The following is a 16,071-nucleotide window of genomic DNA, read 5'->3' as shown; positions in this document are numbered from 1 at the left end:
AGCCGCGTCGCGCGCGGCTATATGCCGCTGAACCAGTTGTAGCCCTGGTCTTCCCAATAGCCGCCGGGATAATCGTTGCTGACGAAGATCTCGACGATGTGCTTGGGGTTCTTGAAGCCCAGCTTGGTCGGCACACGGACCCGCAATGGGTAGCCATATTCGGGCGGCAGCGCAACCTCGCCATAGTCCAGGGCCAGGAGCGTCTGCGGATGCAGCGCGGTGGGCATGTCCAGGCTCGAGTAGTAGCGGTCGGCGCACTTGAATCCGACGAATTTGGCTGTGGTATCGGCGCCAATGTGCTCGAGGAAGGTTTTCAACGGCACCCCGCCCCACTGGCCAATGGCGCTCCAGCCTTCGACGCAGATCAGCCGGGTGATGTCTGTCTGCTGCGGAAGCTTGCGCAGGCCTTCGAGTGTCCACGACGCCTTGTCGCGCACCAGGCCGGATACTGCCAGGGCGTAGCCCGATACGTCGATATCGGGGATGTCGTCCTCGCTGTAGAACGCGTTGAACGGGAACGGTTGGGTCATCTGCGCCTTGCTGTAGGTAGGCGCCAGACGCTGGCCGTTGAACAGCCAGGCTTGCACTCGATCGTTCCAGCGCGACATGGCCCAGAGCACCTTGTCGACCTGATCACCGTCCTGCAGATTGCAGCCGCTGAGCATCGCCATGGCGCCGACGGTGAGGCCGCCGCGCAGGAAATGTCGGCGTTGCAGGCTTTCGAGCTGGCTGCGCTGGGCCGGTTCCAGGATTATCGGAGCCACCCGGCGGGATTTGGGTTCATTCATGATCGGTCTTCCCGGTAGTCGAAGGCCTTACCCCGCCGGTGATCATCGGCGGCAGCGTCTTGGGCACCAGCAGCACCAGGACCAGGTGCACCACTGTAAAGGCGCCGATGGCAGACATCGCGGCGAAATGGACGTAGCGGGCGAAATCGTAGCCGCCCAGCAGTGCTACCAGCTCCTGGAACTGGATGGGCTTCCAGATGGCTACCCCGGATACCAGAATCAGCACCCCGGCCGCCAGTACCAGCCAGTACATGAGGCGTTGCACCGCGTTGTAGACGCCCTTTTCATGGATCAGCCGCAAACGCAGGGCATCGCGCAGGTCGCGTTTGACCGCGCGGGGAGTGATCGGCAGCAAATCACGCTTGAAGTGGCGGCTGATCAATCCGTAGAGGACGTAGACGAGGCCATTGATCACCAACAGCCACATCACCGCGAAATGCCAAGCTATCGCGCCACCCAGCCAACCACCCAGAGTGAACGAGGGCGGAAAACGGAACGCAAACAATGGAGAGGCGTTGTAGATGCCCCAGCCACTCATGAACATGCAGGTCATGCCGAAGGCATTGATCCAGTGGGTGAGGCGTACCGTCAGTGAATGTATGCGACGCACGGCCATGGAATGGCCCTCCCATGTCAAGTAAACACACCACCGCGCCCTTCGCGGGCAGAGACCCGCTCCCACATGGGGGGAAGCATGCACCGATCCCCTGTGGGAGCGGGCTCTGCCCGCGAAAAGGGCGCCGCGGTGGATCAGCCATACCGCGGCGCGCCCTTCGCGGGCAGAGACCCGCTCCCACAAGGAAAAGGATGCGCCTGCCACCTGTGGGAGCGCGGCCACGGGGGTATGACAAAGGTTACATCGGTGGCTGGAAGCCATCCTTGCCTACTGCCACGCCACGGGCGGTCTTGCCGTCTTCGGCAGGGAACACGACGACCTTGGCGCCTTTCACCAGCTGCTCCGACTTGCCGGCTTCGACATAGGCGATCGGCACATCTTCAGGCACGACGACCTGCTTCTCGCCGCCCTTGTAGTTCACGGTCAAGGTCCGACCATTGGCCTGGGCCAGCTTGCCGACCGTGCCATTGGTCATGGTGCCGGTGGTACCGTCGGCGTTTTCCCAACCGTAGTGCCCTTCCCCGCTGCCCTTCAGGCTGGGTTCGAACACGGTCACTTCCAGCGCTTTCAGCGTGCCATCTGCCTGGGGAGTAGCCGCCGAGCCGATGAAGCTGTCAGCCTTGATCGAGTCGATGTTGGCCTTGGACACCAAGCGGATGCCGGTCTTGTCGGTCAGGCCGATGGTCTGGTGCGCGCCGCTGCGAGTGGTGAAAGACAAGGTGTTGTTGTCCAGGCCATCGACCGTGCCACGCATCGGCTTGACCACCGGCATGTCTGCAGCCGAAGCCATCACGGCGGCACTGAGCAGCAACGTGCCCAGAGTGGTCGACAGGGCAGTTTTGATCTTCATCGGTACGACTCCTTGCGGTAGGTGTGCACCCATCCTCGGCCACCAACCCGCACGCGCGCATGACCGCTCGATGACATTTCTGTCATTCGCGCGGCATGCGCCTCAATGACGGTAATGTAACCGACAGCGCCGCGCCGCTTGGTTAGACTGCGCTGTGCGAACCCACCCGCCACGAACCCTCCACGGCAACCGCGAACGCCCGAGCGAGCCTGATCGATGCACATCCTCTTGATCGAAGACGACACCAAGACCGGCGAGTACCTGAAAAAGGGCCTCGGCGAATCCGGCTACAACGTCGACTGGGCGCAGCACGGCGCCGATGGCTTGCACCTGGCCCTGGAGAATCCCTACGACCTGCTGGTGCTCGACGTCATGCTGCCCGGCATCGACGGCTTCCAGATCATGGAGGTGCTGCGCGCGCGGCAGAATGTACCGGTGCTGTTCCTGACCGCCCGCGACCAGTTGCAAGACCGCATTCGGGGCCTGGAGCTGGGCGCCGACGACTACTTGGTAAAGCCCTTTTCGTTCACCGAACTGCTGTTGCGCATTCGTACCATCCTGCGCCGCGGCGGCGCCCGTGAAGCCGATCGCTTCCACCTCGCCGACCTCGAACTGGACCTGCTGCGGCGCCGGGTGACGCGGCAACAGGAAGTGATCACCCTGACCAACAAGGAGTTCGCCCTGCTGCACCTGCTGCTGCGGCGCGAGGGCGACGTGCTCTCGCGCACCCAGATCGCCTCGGAGGTATGGGACATGAATTTCGACAGCGATACCAATGTGGTCGACGTTGCGGTCAAGCGCCTGCGCAGCAAGGTCGACCAGCCCTACCCGGTCAAGCTCATCCACACCGTGCGCGGCATCGGTTACGTCTGCGAGGTGCGGGCATGCGAAGCCGACGCCAACCTTCCCTGACCCTGCGCTCGACCCTGGCCTTCTCTCTGGTGGCCATGCTCACCGTGGCCGGCGCCGGCTGGTACCTGTACGAATCAATGAAAGCTTCGGTGCTGCAGCGCAGCGACAACGCCGTGCTCGGGCGGCTCGACCACTTTCGCAAACTGCTGCACTACGACCTGACCCTGGACAAGCTGTCGAGCAGCCCGCAGATCTTCCAGAACATGCTCGGCAGCGAAGACGACATCTTCGTCATTGCCGAGACCGGCCAGCCACCGGTGATTCAAGTCAACCCGCTGCACGCGACCCTGCCCTCCGTGCCTGCGGTCGCCCACGATGCGATTCCCGGCAGCGCCGACCTGCGCACAGGAATGGCACCCTCGGGCATACCCCTGCGGGCGGCGAGCGTATTGACCACCTCCGGTGGGCGCGAGGTGCAACTGACGGCGGCGCACATCATGGTCAAGGAGATGGTCATGCTCGGCGAGTTCCGCCAGCGGATCTACCTGGCCGTGGGCATGGCGTTCCTGCTCACCGCCTTGCTCGGCTTCGTGCTGCTGCGCCGCGGCTTGCGGCCGCTGCGCGAGATGGCGGCGCACGCCACCGACATCTCCCCGGCACGCCTGCACAGCCGCATGAGCAGCGACAACACGCCGGTCGAACTGCAGCAGTTGAGCGAAGCCTACAATGCCATGCTCGATCGCCTGGCCGAGGGCTACCAGCGGCTGAACCAATTTTCCGCAGACCTCGCCCACGAGATCCGCACCCCGGTGGGCTCGTTGATGGGGCACTGCCAGGTCGCCCTGCGCCAAGGCCGCAGTGCGGACGAATACCAGGCACTGCTGGCGTCGAATCTGGAGGAGCTGGAACGTATTTCCCGGATCGTCGAAAGCATCCTGTTCCTGGCGCGCGCCGACGACGCCCAGGCGGTGGTACAGCGCCAGCCGCTGCAGGTGCACGATGAACTGGAGCGAGTCACCGAGTATTTCGAAGGGCTCGCCGAAGAACGCAAGATCCGCCTGCTGATTTCCGGTGACGCCACCCTGCACGCCGACCCGCTGCTATTGCGACGGGCGTTGAGCAACCTGGTGGCCAACGCGATCCGCTACGCCGACCCGCACAGCGATGCCCTGATCAGCGTCGAGTCGGCAGAGGGGCAATGCGTGATCGTGGTAGAGAATCAGGGCCCTGCCCTGGAGCCTTCGGCGCTGGCCAGCCTGTTCGATCGTTTCTACCGAGGCGACGCTTCGCGCCAGCATAATTCGGACTCCAATGGCTTGGGACTGGCCATTGTCGCGGCGATCATGCAACTGCACGCCGGTGAGGCCAGCGTGACCCAACCCCAGCCCGGACGCATCCGCTTTGCGCTGCATTTCCCGGCGCCGGGAAGCGGCTGAAACAAGTCTATTCGGGCTTCTTCCTGGACCTAAACGCCGCCACTTTCATGCGATTGCCACAGGTCGCCATGCTGCACCAGCGGCGTCGATGCGACTTGCTCAGGTCGTGAAAGAACAGCACGCAGTCATGGGCTTCGCATTGCCGAACGAACTCGAATGTGTCCCCCGTGACCAGTCTGGCCAGAGCGTCGGCCACCGGCCACAGCAGGCTTGCCGAACCAGCATCCCTGGGCTGCACCGCGATGCGAAACGCCGGTGCCGCGCCATTCCACTGCAAGCCGCTGACAGGGCGCCCGGCCTCGAGAATCTGGTTGACCACTTCAGGGTCGGCTTCTTCCCCGGTCATCGCGGCGTTCACCAGTCCTTTGGCACACGCGCGCAGCGCAAGGGCCTGGGTCAATAGTCCGCGAGCAGTGTCCGCCTGGTCATGCCGCGCAGGCAGGCCAGCAGCGTCGAGCCACTTCAGTACGTCCTCGTCGTCGCGCAGGCAATCGTGCTGCTGATCGCCCACGCCGTATTGGGTATTGATGAAATCCAGAGCCAGGTTGTCGGCCACGAACAACGTGTCAGGAGCGATGGCGGTAAGATTCATGACGTCCTGTAACCCATAAAATTAGTTTGACAGGTTACCAGAATGCTCCGTAACCTTCAAACACACCAATCAAGGGTTACATCAGGAGCCGTCATGACCATTTCGAAATCCGCAGCCGCGCTTGCCGCTTCGCTGCTGACCAGCGCCGCGCCGAACGCCCATGCCGACCGCACGGTGCACTACCGTTACGAGCAGGTCGGCGATGTCAACGTGTTCTACCGAGAAGCCGGTGATCCGGGCGCGCCCACGGTGTTGCTGCTGCATGGCTTTGCCGCCTCTTCGTTCATGTTTCGCGACCTGATTCCGCAACTGGCCGACCGCTACCATGTGATCGCGCCGGATCTGCCTGCATTCGGCTTCACCGAAGCGCCCGCCCGGGGCGACTACGCCTATACCTTCAGCCAACTGGCGCAGACCATCGGCCAGTTCACCGAACAGCTCGAGCTGGACCGCTACGCGTTGATGGTCCACGACTACGGTGCTCCAGTGGGTTGGCGCCTGGCCGTGGCGCACCCCGAGCGCGTGAGTGCGATCATCTCGCAGAACGGCAACGCCTATGAGGAAGGTTTGGGCGCTGGTTGGGCACCCATCCAGACCTACTGGCGCGAGCCTACCCAAGAGCACCGCGATGCCTTGCGGGATTTTCCGACACCGGCTTCGATCAAATGGCAGTACCTGGAAGGGGTCAGCGACCCAAGCGCGGTTTCGCCGGACGGCTACACCCTGGAAGGCCTGCAGATCTCGCGGCCCGGCAATGCCGACATCCAGCTGGACCTGGTGCTGGATTACGCCTCCAACGTGGCGATGTACCCCACCTTTCAGGACTACTTCCGCCAGTACCAGCCGCCCCTGCTGGCCGTGTGGGGCGAGCATGACCCGTTCTTCCTTCCAGCCGGCGCCCAGGCCTGGAAGCGCGACTTGCCCCAGGCGGACATTCGCTTCTACGACACCGGCCACTTCGCCCTGGAAACCCATGGCCGGGAGATTATTCCGGTGATCCGCGAATTCCTCGACAAGAACGTTCGTTGAGGGGGCGGTGCCGACTGCCCCATTCAGCGAGACGGCGTTGAGCAATGAGTGGCAGGATGCTGTCGTACCAGCACCCCACTCGAGGACCCCGACCCATGCTCTACGTCGTTCTGCTTGGCGGCAAGCACCCCAAGGCGCGCATCGAAGTGCACGATATCGCCTGCGCCGTTGCCGATTCGCTCGAAGCGACTTACCCGCAGCTGAGGGCAGACTGGTTCGGCAGTCAGAAAGGTTTGCACGTCGATGCCTGGATGGCGGTGGACGGGGTCGAACAGTGGAAGGTCGAGTTCAGCCCGCTGGCGCCTGGCGCCGGCATGCCGCGGCTGTATGTGATCAATCTTGGTGGCTACGAGGCGCAGTCGTTCGGCGAAGCACACCACTACCTGCTGGTGGTGGCGCACACGGCGCGCGATGCCAAGAGCTGCGCCCGTCGCCAGTGCCTCGAACACTGGCGCCAGCCTCACACCGACGCCGTCTTGGACGTGGACGATTGCGTGCCGATCGACCAGGTCGGCGGTCGTTACGTGCACCTGGTCGAGGGGCCCCACCAAGGCATTCAACAGCGCAACGAATACATCGTGCTGCCGTAGAACATCAGGCGGACCGCAGTGCGCCCTTCGCGGGCAGAGCCCGCTCCCACAGGGGAAAGGATGCGCTAATCCCCTGTGGGAGCGGGCTCTGCCCGCGAAGAGGGCGCCGCAGTGGATCAGGCGTTGGGCGCTCGGGTCGTGCGCCAGTGGGCGATCTGCTGCTGGATGTTCCAGTGGATGATCCGTTCGAACAGTGCCTCGGTGAACGCCGGGTCGAAGCTTGCCAAAGCGGCCCATTCCAGGCGCTGTTCGAGCATGGCAGCAACTCGCTCGGGTGCCGGGATCGATTGCTCGCTGGGTTTGAATTGCGCTGCGGCCTTGACGTACTGCAAACGCTGCACCAGGGCGTCGAAGATCTGCCGGTCGTGCCAGTCGATGCCGCAACGGATGTCTTCCAGGTTGGCACAGTCCTGGGGTGTGGGTGGCTGATTCAAGATGGTCTCCCTCGTTCTTCAGGTGGAATGGGCAACGTGTCACGCCATGAGCCGGTCATCACCGCCCGTCGAGCCTGGCTCCGCCGCCCCAGGACGTGCTGCGTGGCGGCAGTTGGGTGTTCGCGTGCCAGCTTCGCTGCAAGGTGGCGCGCCAGGCCTCCGGACGCGCCTCGGCGATCACCTCGTCGATCAGCGCATCGATGACCCGGGTGTCGCGGTGATGCGGCGTGGTGATCAGGTGCGCGGTATCACCCGAGGTGGCCAGGCCGTACTTGCGGGCAATGCCCGGCGAGGGGCAGGGAAACACCACAGTGATGGAGTTCGGGTTGCGCCACGCGTCGATTCCGCCGGCACGCAACCGATTGACCGCGTATTGGGCGCTCTTCAGGCTGTGCGCGACCCGGCGGCGCCACTGGGCTGGCGAATGGGTGCGCAGCGCCGCCCACATGATCATCGGCGTGTGGCCGTTGCGCGAACCGCTGATGGTCTTGTCGCTCGCCGAAATGTAGTCCACCTCCACCGAGATGCGCTCGACGTTCCTGCGTTTGGCCACGACGATGCCGCAGGGAATCGGCGAGCCGATCATCTTGTGCCCGGATACGCAGATCGAATCGATACCAGCGGCAAAGGTGAACGGCTGCGGCGTATCCACGAACGGCAGAATCATCCCGCTCAGCGCGGCATCGGCGTGCAGGTAGTAGTCGCGCCGCGCAATACCGGCCTGTTGCAGACGCGCCTGGATGATGGCGATATCGTCGACGGCGCCGCGCATGGTCGTGCCGATGTTGGCGAAGATGATCGGGTGCCTTTCCCCGTCCGCTGCGATCTTCGCCAGCAAGTCGTCATAGTCGATCTCACCATTGGGCAGCGCGTCCACGGCGCGGCATTTGATGCGCAGCAGCTTGACGATCTTGGCCACCGAATAGTGGGTGTCCCGCGAATAGTACAAGGTGCCATCGGGAAACAGCTCCCGTGCCAGGTAGCAACCGAACATGTTGCCCTCGGTGCCGCCGTTGGTGACATAGCCCCAGCTGTCCTCGCGGCGAATGTCGAACAGGTCGGCGAAGTACGCCATGACGTCTTTTTCGAAGTCGAAGGAGTTGAGCACGTAGTTGCTGTGTTCGCCCCAGTCGCCGCAATTGTTGATGGAAAAGCGCAGGAAGCGCTCCAGCGTGCTGTAGTCGAAATCGGCATTTTCCGGGTAGCCAATATTGAAGAATTGATGCTCCAGGCAGTGTCGCCAGAAATCATCGAGTCGAGCGGTGTCGGCAGTAGACAATGTCATCGTGGATCCTTTCTGGAATGACCAGGCGAGCCGCACTGCGCCGGCACGGCTCGCCGTTTGAATCAGGCAGCTTTCTGACGGCTCTCGACCAGTGCCCACCAGTTGGCCAGGGTCGGTTCGGTGGCCAGTTCCTCGAAGCTCACGGCCACGCCGCGCTCCTTGAGCTCGGCCGCCAGGCGCATCACCTGGAGGGAATCCAGCCCGTAGAAAATCAGATTCTCCTGAGGGTCGAGGGCGTCACCGTCCTCGATCAGTTGCAGCAGACGTGTCTGCAGCCAGCTGCGGTTGTCTTCCACCGCCAGCAGCTGGCGCAGCCGCTTCTTGTCGATCTTGCCCACGGCCGTCAACGGCATGCTCGGGATCATCCGAATGCGATCGGGCAACTTGTATTCGGCGATGCCCAGCGCCAGCAGGTGACGGCGCAGCGCGGGCGCCTTGAGCGTCGGATCGCGGCTGACCACGAACGCGCAGCTCTTCTCGCCCAGGGCCTGGTCCGGCATTGCCACCAGCCCGGCATGGGTCACGTCCGGGTGCAGCACGATGAGGTTTTCGATCTCTTCGGAAGCGATCTTCTCGCCACCACGATTGACCTGATCCTTGATACGGCCGACCACGCGCAGATCACCGCTGGGCAGGCGCTGCACCAGGTCGCCGGAATAGTAATAGCCCTGTTCGTCGAACGCCTGGGCGTTCTGCTCCGGGCTGTTGTAATAGCCGCAGAAGGTATACGGGCCTCGGGTGGCGAGCATTCCCGTCTCGCCGGTGGGCACCTCGGCGCCCTGCTCGTCGACGATCCGGATTTCATCGCCGAGGCTGACCGGACGCCCCTGGGTGGTGAACACCTGCTCGTCGCTGTCGTCCAGCCGGGTGTAGTTGATCAACCCTTCGGCCATGCCGAACACCTGCTGCAACTGGCAGCCCAGCACCGTCGGCACCTGGCGCGCCAACGAGTCGGCGAACACCGCGCCGCCCACCTGCAGGTGGTGCAGCGACTGCAGCTGCGGGCGGTGCTGAGGCGCGGCCTGCAGCCACAGGGCCACGGCACTGGGTACCAGAGCCACGGTATTGACCGCATGCCGCTGGATGAGGGCGAAGCACGCCAGCGGCTCGGGGTTGTCGGCCATGATCACGCAGCCACCGGCGTGAAACACGCCCAGCGCGCCTGGCGAGCTGAGCAGGAAATTGTGCGCGGCCGGCAGGGCACACAGAAAGCGTGTCTGTGTCGTAAGGGAGCAGACTTCGGCGCAGGCGCGCGCGTTGTAGTGGTAGTCGTTGTGGGTACGCGGGATCAATTTGGGCGTGCCGGTGCTGCCCCCGGACAACTGGAACAGGGCCACTTCATCGGCGGCTGTGGGCGCGTAGGCGACCTGCTCGGTGGCCGGCGTCTCGAGCCATTGGGCGAGGCTGTGCTGGTTACGCGAATCGCCCAGAAACAGAGCGACCCGAGGCTGGGCCGTCGCTTGTTCGAACAGGCTTTCATAGCTGTCATCGCGAAACACTTCGTGCTCGCGCGAGGCGATCAACAATTGCGGCGACAGCTGCTTGACGTACGCCCCCAGCTCCAGCTTGCGGTGGCTGAACAACGCGTTGAGCGGCACGATGCCGGCCTTGAACAAGGCAAACAATACAATGTAGAACTCGGCAATGTTGGGCAGCTGGACCAGCGCCGCATCGCCGCGGCCCAGGCCGCGCGCAGCCAGGCGCGAGGCCAGGTTGGACGAAAGGCGGTCAAGCTCGGCGTAGGTGAAGCTGCGCTCGCCACAGATGATTGCCGGTGCGTCGGGTTGTGCCTTGCAGCGCTCTTCGAGGATCCGCGTCAGTGGCCGGTCGAGCCAGTAGCCGAGGTCGCGGTAGGCCTGGGCACGGTCCTGTGGCCAGCGGGTGAATTCGATAGTCATGGTTTCACTCGTCATGAGGAAGGGGAAATCACGCGTGCAGTCCGCACGCCTGGAGCATGGTGCGCAGCTTGGTCTGGACCTCGGCCCATTCCGCCGCCGGTTGCGAGGCTTCGACGATGCCGGCGCCGGCGAACAGCCTGACCCGCGGGCCTGAAACCGTGCCGCAGCGAATGGTCACGACCCATTCGCCGTTGCCCTGGGCGTCGCACCAGCCGACCATTCCGGTGAACAGGCCGCGCTCGGTGGGTTCGACGAAACGAATCAGACGCCGCGCCAATTCGGTGGGGAAACCGCACACGGCAGGCGTGGGATGCAGGCGACAGGCCAGTTGCAGGGCCGACACCGAGGGGTCGGCAAGGGTGCCTTCGATGCGCGTCGACAGGTGCCAGAGGGTCGGGGTGCTGATCAGCGAAGGCCGCGGCGGTACGTCCAGCCGGGTGCACAGCTCGCTGACCCGCGCGGCGATGTCTGCGGTGACGAAGCCATGCTCGTAGTGGTCCTTGTCCGATTCGGACAACCACTGGGCATTGCGTCGATCGGCGTCGGCATCGGTCAGTCGCTTGGCCGAACCGGCCAGCGGATTGGAAACGAACGAGGCGCCGTGCTTGCGCACCAGCAACTCGGGGCTCACGCCCAGCAGGGTGGCGCCGTCGGCCATGGGCACGCGAAAGTGATAACCGCTCGGGTTCTGCACCCGCAGGTTATGGGCCAGGGCATTCACGTCGATGGCCTGGCTGAACACCAGTTCGCGCTGCACCGACAGCACCGCCTTGCGCACGTCGCTGTAGCCGAAGTTGGCCACGGCGTGCTCGACCGAGCGCATGAACGCGTGCTGGTCGGGCAGGTTGCGCTGCTCCAGCAACGACGGCATGGGGCTCGGCGTACCCGCCCCGCCCGGCTCCAAGTCGTGCCACTGCGCCTGCTCCGGAACGTAGAGGCACGACGCTTCGGACGGGTCGAAGGGAATCGCACCGACCACCATCGGCACGGCCTGCCCGGCCTTTCGCGCCTGCTCGAAAGCGCGCTGGATGGCTTGCTGGAAGCGACCCTGCGCGTCCTGCCCGCCCACCGCCGGAGTCTCGATGCGCTGTGCCAGCCCGCGGGCACGCAACTCGCGCTGACCCGACATGAACGAAAAATTGTCATCTTGCACAACGTGTTGCACGTCTTGCGGCGCAGTCGCCCTGACGATGGCTGATCTCATCTGAGGTGTCGCCTCCCTGCCCTGGAATGTAAGTTTTAATTGCGAATGTGAATGATTATTGTTTCTAATGGTGACGACATAAACGGAACGTTGTCAATCATGTGAGACGAGTGAGCCATGCGAGAGTTAACTTCGATGCAAGCCGCCTGCTGGATCGGGCGTACTGCTCATGCGGCCTTGGGGAGCGTGTCAGCTCACCTGTACGCCGAGTTCGATGGCGCTGGAATCGACCTCGAACGCCTGCGCTCGGCGCTGCAAGATGCCTGTAGCCGTCACCCCATGCTGCGCCTGCGGGTCAGCCCCGAGGGCTTGCAACACACCCCGCCAACGGCGCGCGGGCCGGCGCTTGAAGTCGACGACTTGAGCGATCTGCCGGCCGTGCAATTGCAACAGGCGCTACAGCGCAAACGCGAAGCCTGGACCCATCAGCAGCTGGATCTGGTAGACGTCGGCGGGCTGCGCGTGGGCGTCAGCCTGCTGCCCGAGAATCGCTTCCGCCTGCACGTCGACAGCGACATGATCGCCATCGACCCGTCCAGTTTTCCCACGCTGATGGAAGACCTGGCCGTCGGTTACGAAGCACCCGAGCAGCCGGCTTCGACGCCGCCGACGTTTTTCCAGTGGCTGGACACCTTGCGGGCAGACCCTGCGGTGAAGGCTGCCCGCGACCGCGATCGCCACTGGTGGCGCCAGCGCCTGGACCACATCGCGCCCGCCCCAACCCTGCCCCTGCTCGAATCAAGCGCAGCGCAGCCGCACAGCCAGCGCCTGCATACCTGGCTCGACGCCGGGCACTACCAGGCCCTGCAGAAGCTGGCGCGGGAGCGCCGACTGACCCTGTCCAGCCTGATGCTGGGGCTGTTCGCGTCGGTGCTGGGCGAGCGCACCGGCGATCCACGCTTTCGCCTCAATGTCCCCAGCTTCTGGCGCGCGCCGGTGCAGCCCCAGGTGCAGGGCATCATCGGCGAATTCGCCAACGTGCTGATCGTCGACGTGGAGATGGCCGACGCCAGCAGTCCCGCGACTCTGTGCCGACAGCTGGGTGACAGCCTGATCCAGGCCCTGGAGCACTGCGCCTATTCCGGCGTCGACCTGATGCGCGACCTGTCGCGGCATACGGGCTCGGCGCAACTGGCGCCGGTGGTCTTCACCGCTGCGTTGGAGCGCAGCAAGGGCGAGCTGTTCTCCGAACGTGTGCGGCGGGCGTTCGGCCCGATGAACTGGGTGATCTCCCAAGGTCCGCAGGTGGCCCTGGACGTTCAGGTCGCTCACATCGACCAAGGGCTTTCGATCAACTGGGACATCCGTGTCGATGCCCTGCCGCTGGCCTGGGTGTCCCCTCTGTTCGAGCGCTTCGTCGCGCGGGTGCAAGCGGTTGCCGCCGATCCGACCCGCCTGGATCAACCCCTGTCGTCGCCGCCGGCCCGACGCCCGTTGAACGCTTTGCAGCAGGCCTACCTGCTGGGGCGCGGCGCGCACATGCCGCTGGGCGGCGTGGCCATGCAAGAATTTCGCGAATACCGCGGGCACATCGACACAGCCGTGCTGCGTGCCCGCCTGGCCGACATGGTCCGGCGCCACCCGAGCCTGCGTACCCACATCGATGCCCAGCGCTGCGTGCAGTACGTCAGCGATGTGGCCGAGCCCCATCTGGATGAAATCGACCTGCGCCACTTGCCCCTGAGCGATGGCCTGCGCGAGGTGGAAGAGCGCCGCGAAGCTTACGCACATGCCGTGTTCGGCCTGCACGCGGCGCCGTGGAACGTCACGCTGTTCGAACTGGCGCAGGACCAGCACGTCGTGTTCGTGCGCATGGACGCCCTGATTGTGGACGGCCACTCCATCGCAGCGTTGCTGGTGGAGTTGTTCACCGGCACGCCCGAGCAGCCCTCGGCAGCAGCGGCCCCGCTGCCAGCACCGGCCGCGAACGAGCAACGCAAGGCAGACATGGCCTACTGGCGCGAGAAGCTTGCGGCGGTCAGCGGGCCGCCCTGCCTGCCGTGGAAACGACCGCTTGCCCAGGCTGGTCCGTCTCGCTACCAACGGCAGAGTCTGCGGGTGCCCCAATCGCGCTTTGCAGCGCTGAGCCGACGGGCCGCACAACAGCGCCTGTTCAAGAATTCCGCACTGATGGCGGTGGTTCTGGAAGTGCTCTCGCACTGGCTCGACGAGGGCGATCTGTGCGTCGCCCTGCCGGTCGCGCCAACCCGCAGCGCCGACCTGGCCAACCACTCGAGCTTTATCGCCATCAACTGGATTGCCGATCGGCGACCGTTCACCGAACGTGCCAAGGCGCTGCAGGTGGATGTGCTGGAGGGACTGCAGCGCCTGGCGTATTCCGGTGTCGACCTGACTCGTTTGCTGTTCGAGCGCCACGGTCCGGGGCCGGTGTTGCCGGTGGTGATCACCAGCGGCCTGTCGTGGCCGGTGACGCCAGCCGACAGCGCCATGGGCCTGCACGGCGGGCTGACCCAGACGCCGCAGGTGGCCATGGACATTCGCCTGTCGACCGACGCCCAAGGCTCGCTGCGGGTCGATATCGACTATGCGCACGAGGTGATGGATTCGGCGCAAGTCAGCGACATTCTGCGCATGCTGGACGACGCCGTCAGCCAGATCGCCGCCCACGACAGCTTCACCCTGGAAACGGCGCCGCTGCTCGACACCGCCCACTATCGCCGCAACAGCCCCGAGCGCGATGCCTGCCAGACACCTTTCCTGGCCCACATCGCCGAGCAGGTTTTCGATGCCGACAACACCCGCACTGCACTCATCTGCGGATCCCGGCGGCTGAGCTACGCCGAACTGGGCGACGGCGTGGCACGGGTGATCGCCGCCTTGCAGGCCCGAGGCCTCACGCGCGGTCACGTGGTCGCGATCTGTCTGCCGCGCAGCCCGGAGCACACGATGCTGACTCTGGCCTGCGCGCTGACGGGTGTGATCTGGGTGCCCATCGATGCTCAAGCACCCGAGCAACGCCGCCGCTACCTGCTGGACAACTGCCAACCTGATCTGGTCGTGCTGGCCGATCTCGAACCCATCGAACAGCCGATGGCCATCATGGCCGAGCTGCTCGCCAAGCACGCGCCCTTCCCCGTGTCGTTGCCCGATTTTTCCCTGAGTGAAGCGCCCGCCTATTATCTGTACACCTCGGGGACCACGGGCCAACCCAAATGCGTGGTGCTGAACAACCGCGCGACCGCCAACGTCATCGGCAGCACGCTGGCGCGGTGGCAAGTCAGCCAGAACGACGTGCTCATGTCAGTGACGCCGCTGCACCACGACATGTCGCTGTTCGACGTCTTCGGCAGCCTCAGCGCCGGAGCCACGCTGGTGCTGCCGGCGGTGAGCGAGGACAAGGACGCGGTGCGTTGGAACCAGTTGATCGCCGAGCATCGGGTCAGCCTCTGGTGTTCGGTACCAGCGATCGTGGAAATGCTCCTGGCCGGTCGCGGCGAGCATGACCTGCGCAGCCTGCGCCTGATCGCCCAGGGTGGCGACTACATCAAGCCGGTGGTGATCGCCCAGTTGCGCGAATGCCTGCCGCACGCCCGCCTGATCTCCCTGGGCGGGCCCACCGAAACCACCATCTGGAGCATCTGGCACGAGATCGGCAACGACGACCGCACGCTGATTCCCTACGGCGAGCCGTTGCCGGGCAACCGTTATCTGCTGCTCGATGACCACGGCCGGCATTGCCCGCCGGGCGTTGTGGGGCGTATCCATACCGCGGGCGTGAACCTGGCGCTCGGTTATCTGGAAGGCGGCGAATACGCGCAGACCGATTTCATCACGGTCGGCGATGAACAGGGACAACCGATCAGGGCCTTCCGCAGCGGTGACCGCGGACGCTACCGCAGTGATGGCACGCTGATCTTCGACAGCCGGGTCAACGGCTATGTGAAAGTGCGCGGCGTGCGCGTCTCGCTGCCCGATGTCGAGAAGGTCCTGAGCAACCATCCTGCGCTGTGCCAGGTGCTGGTAGTGGATTACCAGGACTCCAGCCAGGGCGAAACCAACCTCGGCGTGCTGTATGTGAGCGCTGCCGGCATGCCGCCAGTCAGCGTCGTCCAAGTGCGCAATTACGCCCGCGAACACCTGCAGCCTTCGCACCTGCCAACGCGCCTGCTGGCCGTCAACCAGCTGCCGCTGTCGCAGAACGGCAAGGTCGACCGCCGGCAGGCACGCGCGCTGCTCGCCGTACCGGCCACCGAGTCGTCGCCGGCTGCCGACACGCTGGCGCTGTCCGTGCTGCAGGTCTACCTGAGCGTGTTGGGCCGCCCGGCGCAGCATGCCGACGACGTTACCACCCACTTCATTAGCCTGGGCTTGCGACCACAGCACCTGAAAGCCATTGCGGCCGGGCTACGCGAGCGTTTCGCAGTGACGTTGTCGCCCGGCCAACTGCTGCAGTGCCGTAACGCCCACGACGTGCAGCGCCTGCTCGCCAGGAGCGCAGCCACGCTGACCGACTGAATCGAATGCGGCGCCCTGCAA

Annotated in this window: 13 protein-coding genes; 5 read left to right on the top strand and 8 right to left on the bottom strand. The window is 64.6% G+C overall.

The window, feature by feature from the left end; genetic code table 11:
• Positions 1-17 precede the first annotated feature (17 nt).
• The 3 genes from IFT44_RS00550 to IFT44_RS00540 form a co-directional block, all read right to left on the bottom strand.
• Entirely contained in the window at positions 18-788 is a 771-nt protein-coding gene (locus tag IFT44_RS00550) for a molybdopterin-dependent oxidoreductase (protein ID WP_192102208.1), read from the bottom strand.
• Positions 781-1,404: a cytochrome b/b6 domain-containing protein gene (locus tag IFT44_RS00545; RefSeq protein WP_192175227.1), complete on the bottom strand. Its 624-nt coding sequence runs from the start codon at positions 1,402-1,404 to the stop codon at positions 781-783. The genes IFT44_RS00550 and IFT44_RS00545 overlap by 8 nt, the downstream gene beginning before the upstream one ends.
• Before the next feature lie 238 nt (positions 1,405-1,642).
• Complete coding sequence (locus IFT44_RS00540) at positions 1,643-2,248, bottom strand: hypothetical protein (protein ID WP_192054513.1); 606 nt, start codon at positions 2,246-2,248, stop codon at positions 1,643-1,645.
• Between the two features lie 222 nt (positions 2,249-2,470).
• Between IFT44_RS00540 and IFT44_RS00535 the strand changes: the two genes are divergently transcribed.
• Entirely contained in the window at positions 2,471-3,166 is a 696-nt protein-coding gene (locus tag IFT44_RS00535) for a heavy metal response regulator transcription factor (RefSeq protein ID WP_122478529.1), read from the top strand.
• Positions 3,139-4,542 (top strand): heavy metal sensor histidine kinase, encoded by a 1,404-nt coding sequence (locus IFT44_RS00530; RefSeq protein WP_192054391.1) that lies wholly within the window; start codon positions 3,139-3,141, stop codon positions 4,540-4,542. The genes IFT44_RS00535 and IFT44_RS00530 overlap by 28 nt, the downstream gene beginning before the upstream one ends.
• Positions 4,543-4,549: 7 nt before the next feature.
• Here the strand turns inward: IFT44_RS00530 and IFT44_RS00525 are convergent, their stop codons facing one another.
• Positions 4,550-5,134 carry a CGNR zinc finger domain-containing protein gene (locus IFT44_RS00525; RefSeq protein WP_122478533.1) on the bottom strand — a complete coding sequence of 195 codons (585 nt, stop codon included), beginning with the start codon at positions 5,132-5,134 and terminating at the stop codon, positions 4,550-4,552.
• Between the two features lie 93 nt (positions 5,135-5,227).
• Here IFT44_RS00525 and IFT44_RS00520 point away from each other — a divergent pair, with 93 nt between their 5' ends.
• Together IFT44_RS00520 and IFT44_RS00515 are read left to right on the top strand one after the other, a co-directional pair.
• Positions 5,228-6,163 (top strand): alpha/beta fold hydrolase, encoded by a 936-nt coding sequence (locus tag IFT44_RS00520; RefSeq protein WP_192054389.1) that lies wholly within the window; start codon positions 5,228-5,230, stop codon positions 6,161-6,163.
• 95 nt (positions 6,164-6,258) lie between these two features.
• Complete coding sequence (locus IFT44_RS00515) at positions 6,259-6,753, top strand: DUF1543 domain-containing protein (RefSeq protein ID WP_192054387.1); 495 nt, start codon at positions 6,259-6,261, stop codon at positions 6,751-6,753.
• A gap of 116 nt (positions 6,754-6,869) precedes the next feature.
• Here IFT44_RS00515 and IFT44_RS00510 read toward each other — a convergent pair whose 3' ends face one another.
• The 4 genes from IFT44_RS00510 to IFT44_RS00495 form a co-directional block, all read right to left on the bottom strand.
• Positions 6,870-7,187, bottom strand: a complete 318-nt coding sequence (locus IFT44_RS00510) for an isochorismate lyase (protein ID WP_199861450.1) — start codon at positions 7,185-7,187, stop codon at positions 6,870-6,872.
• A 58-nt stretch (positions 7,188-7,245) separates the two neighbouring features.
• Entirely contained in the window at positions 7,246-8,472 is a 1,227-nt protein-coding gene (locus IFT44_RS00505) for a histidine decarboxylase (RefSeq protein WP_192175226.1), read from the bottom strand.
• A gap of 62 nt (positions 8,473-8,534) precedes the next feature.
• Positions 8,535-10,370 carry a (2,3-dihydroxybenzoyl)adenylate synthase gene (locus IFT44_RS00500; protein WP_192175225.1) on the bottom strand — a complete coding sequence of 612 codons (1,836 nt, stop codon included), beginning with the start codon at positions 10,368-10,370 and terminating at the stop codon, positions 8,535-8,537.
• Positions 10,371-10,398: 28 nt separating this feature from the next.
• Positions 10,399-11,574, bottom strand: coding sequence for an isochorismate synthase (locus tag IFT44_RS00495; RefSeq protein WP_192054382.1), 1,176 nt, complete (start codon positions 11,572-11,574; stop codon positions 10,399-10,401).
• Between the two features lie 117 nt (positions 11,575-11,691).
• On the opposite strand from IFT44_RS00495, the gene IFT44_RS00490 reads away from it, so the two are divergent.
• A complete protein-coding gene (locus IFT44_RS00490; RefSeq protein WP_192175224.1) occupies positions 11,692-16,050 on the top strand; it encodes an amino acid adenylation domain-containing protein in 4,359 nt (1,452 codons plus the stop codon).
• Positions 16,051-16,071 lie beyond the last annotated feature (21 nt).

Origin of the sequence: Pseudomonas sp. CFBP 13710, from assembly GCF_014842235.1 — a bacterium.
Taxonomy (GTDB): Bacteria; Pseudomonadota; Gammaproteobacteria; order Pseudomonadales; family Pseudomonadaceae; genus Aquipseudomonas; species Aquipseudomonas baltica.
Note: the sequence above shows the minus strand (reverse complement) of the source record. Positions and strands in the feature narration are given on the sequence as shown.

Excerpts from the sequence above, each read along its gene's own strand:
- IFT44_RS00550 (WP_192102208.1), bottom strand. The coding sequence starts at position 788 with ATGAATGAACCCAAATCCCGCCGGGTGGCTCCGATAATCCTGGAACCG.
- IFT44_RS00545 (WP_192175227.1), bottom strand. The coding sequence starts at position 1,404 with ATGGCCGTGCGTCGCATACATTCACTGACGGTACGCCTCACCCACTGG.
- IFT44_RS00535 (WP_122478529.1), top strand. The coding sequence starts at position 2,471 with ATGCACATCCTCTTGATCGAAGACGACACCAAGACCGGCGAGTACCTG.
- IFT44_RS00530 (WP_192054391.1), top strand. The coding sequence starts at position 3,139 with ATGCGAAGCCGACGCCAACCTTCCCTGACCCTGCGCTCGACCCTGGCC.
- IFT44_RS00525 (WP_122478533.1), bottom strand. The coding sequence starts at position 5,134 with ATGAATCTTACCGCCATCGCTCCTGACACGTTGTTCGTGGCCGACAAC.
- IFT44_RS00520 (WP_192054389.1), top strand. The coding sequence starts at position 5,228 with ATGACCATTTCGAAATCCGCAGCCGCGCTTGCCGCTTCGCTGCTGACC.
- IFT44_RS00515 (WP_192054387.1), top strand. The coding sequence starts at position 6,259 with ATGCTCTACGTCGTTCTGCTTGGCGGCAAGCACCCCAAGGCGCGCATC.
- IFT44_RS00505 (WP_192175226.1), bottom strand. The coding sequence starts at position 8,472 with ATGACATTGTCTACTGCCGACACCGCTCGACTCGATGATTTCTGGCGA.
- IFT44_RS00500 (WP_192175225.1), bottom strand. The coding sequence starts at position 10,370 with ATGACTATCGAATTCACCCGCTGGCCACAGGACCGTGCCCAGGCCTAC.
- IFT44_RS00495 (WP_192054382.1), bottom strand. The coding sequence starts at position 11,574 with ATGAGATCAGCCATCGTCAGGGCGACTGCGCCGCAAGACGTGCAACAC.
- IFT44_RS00490 (WP_192175224.1), top strand. The coding sequence starts at position 11,692 with ATGCGAGAGTTAACTTCGATGCAAGCCGCCTGCTGGATCGGGCGTACT.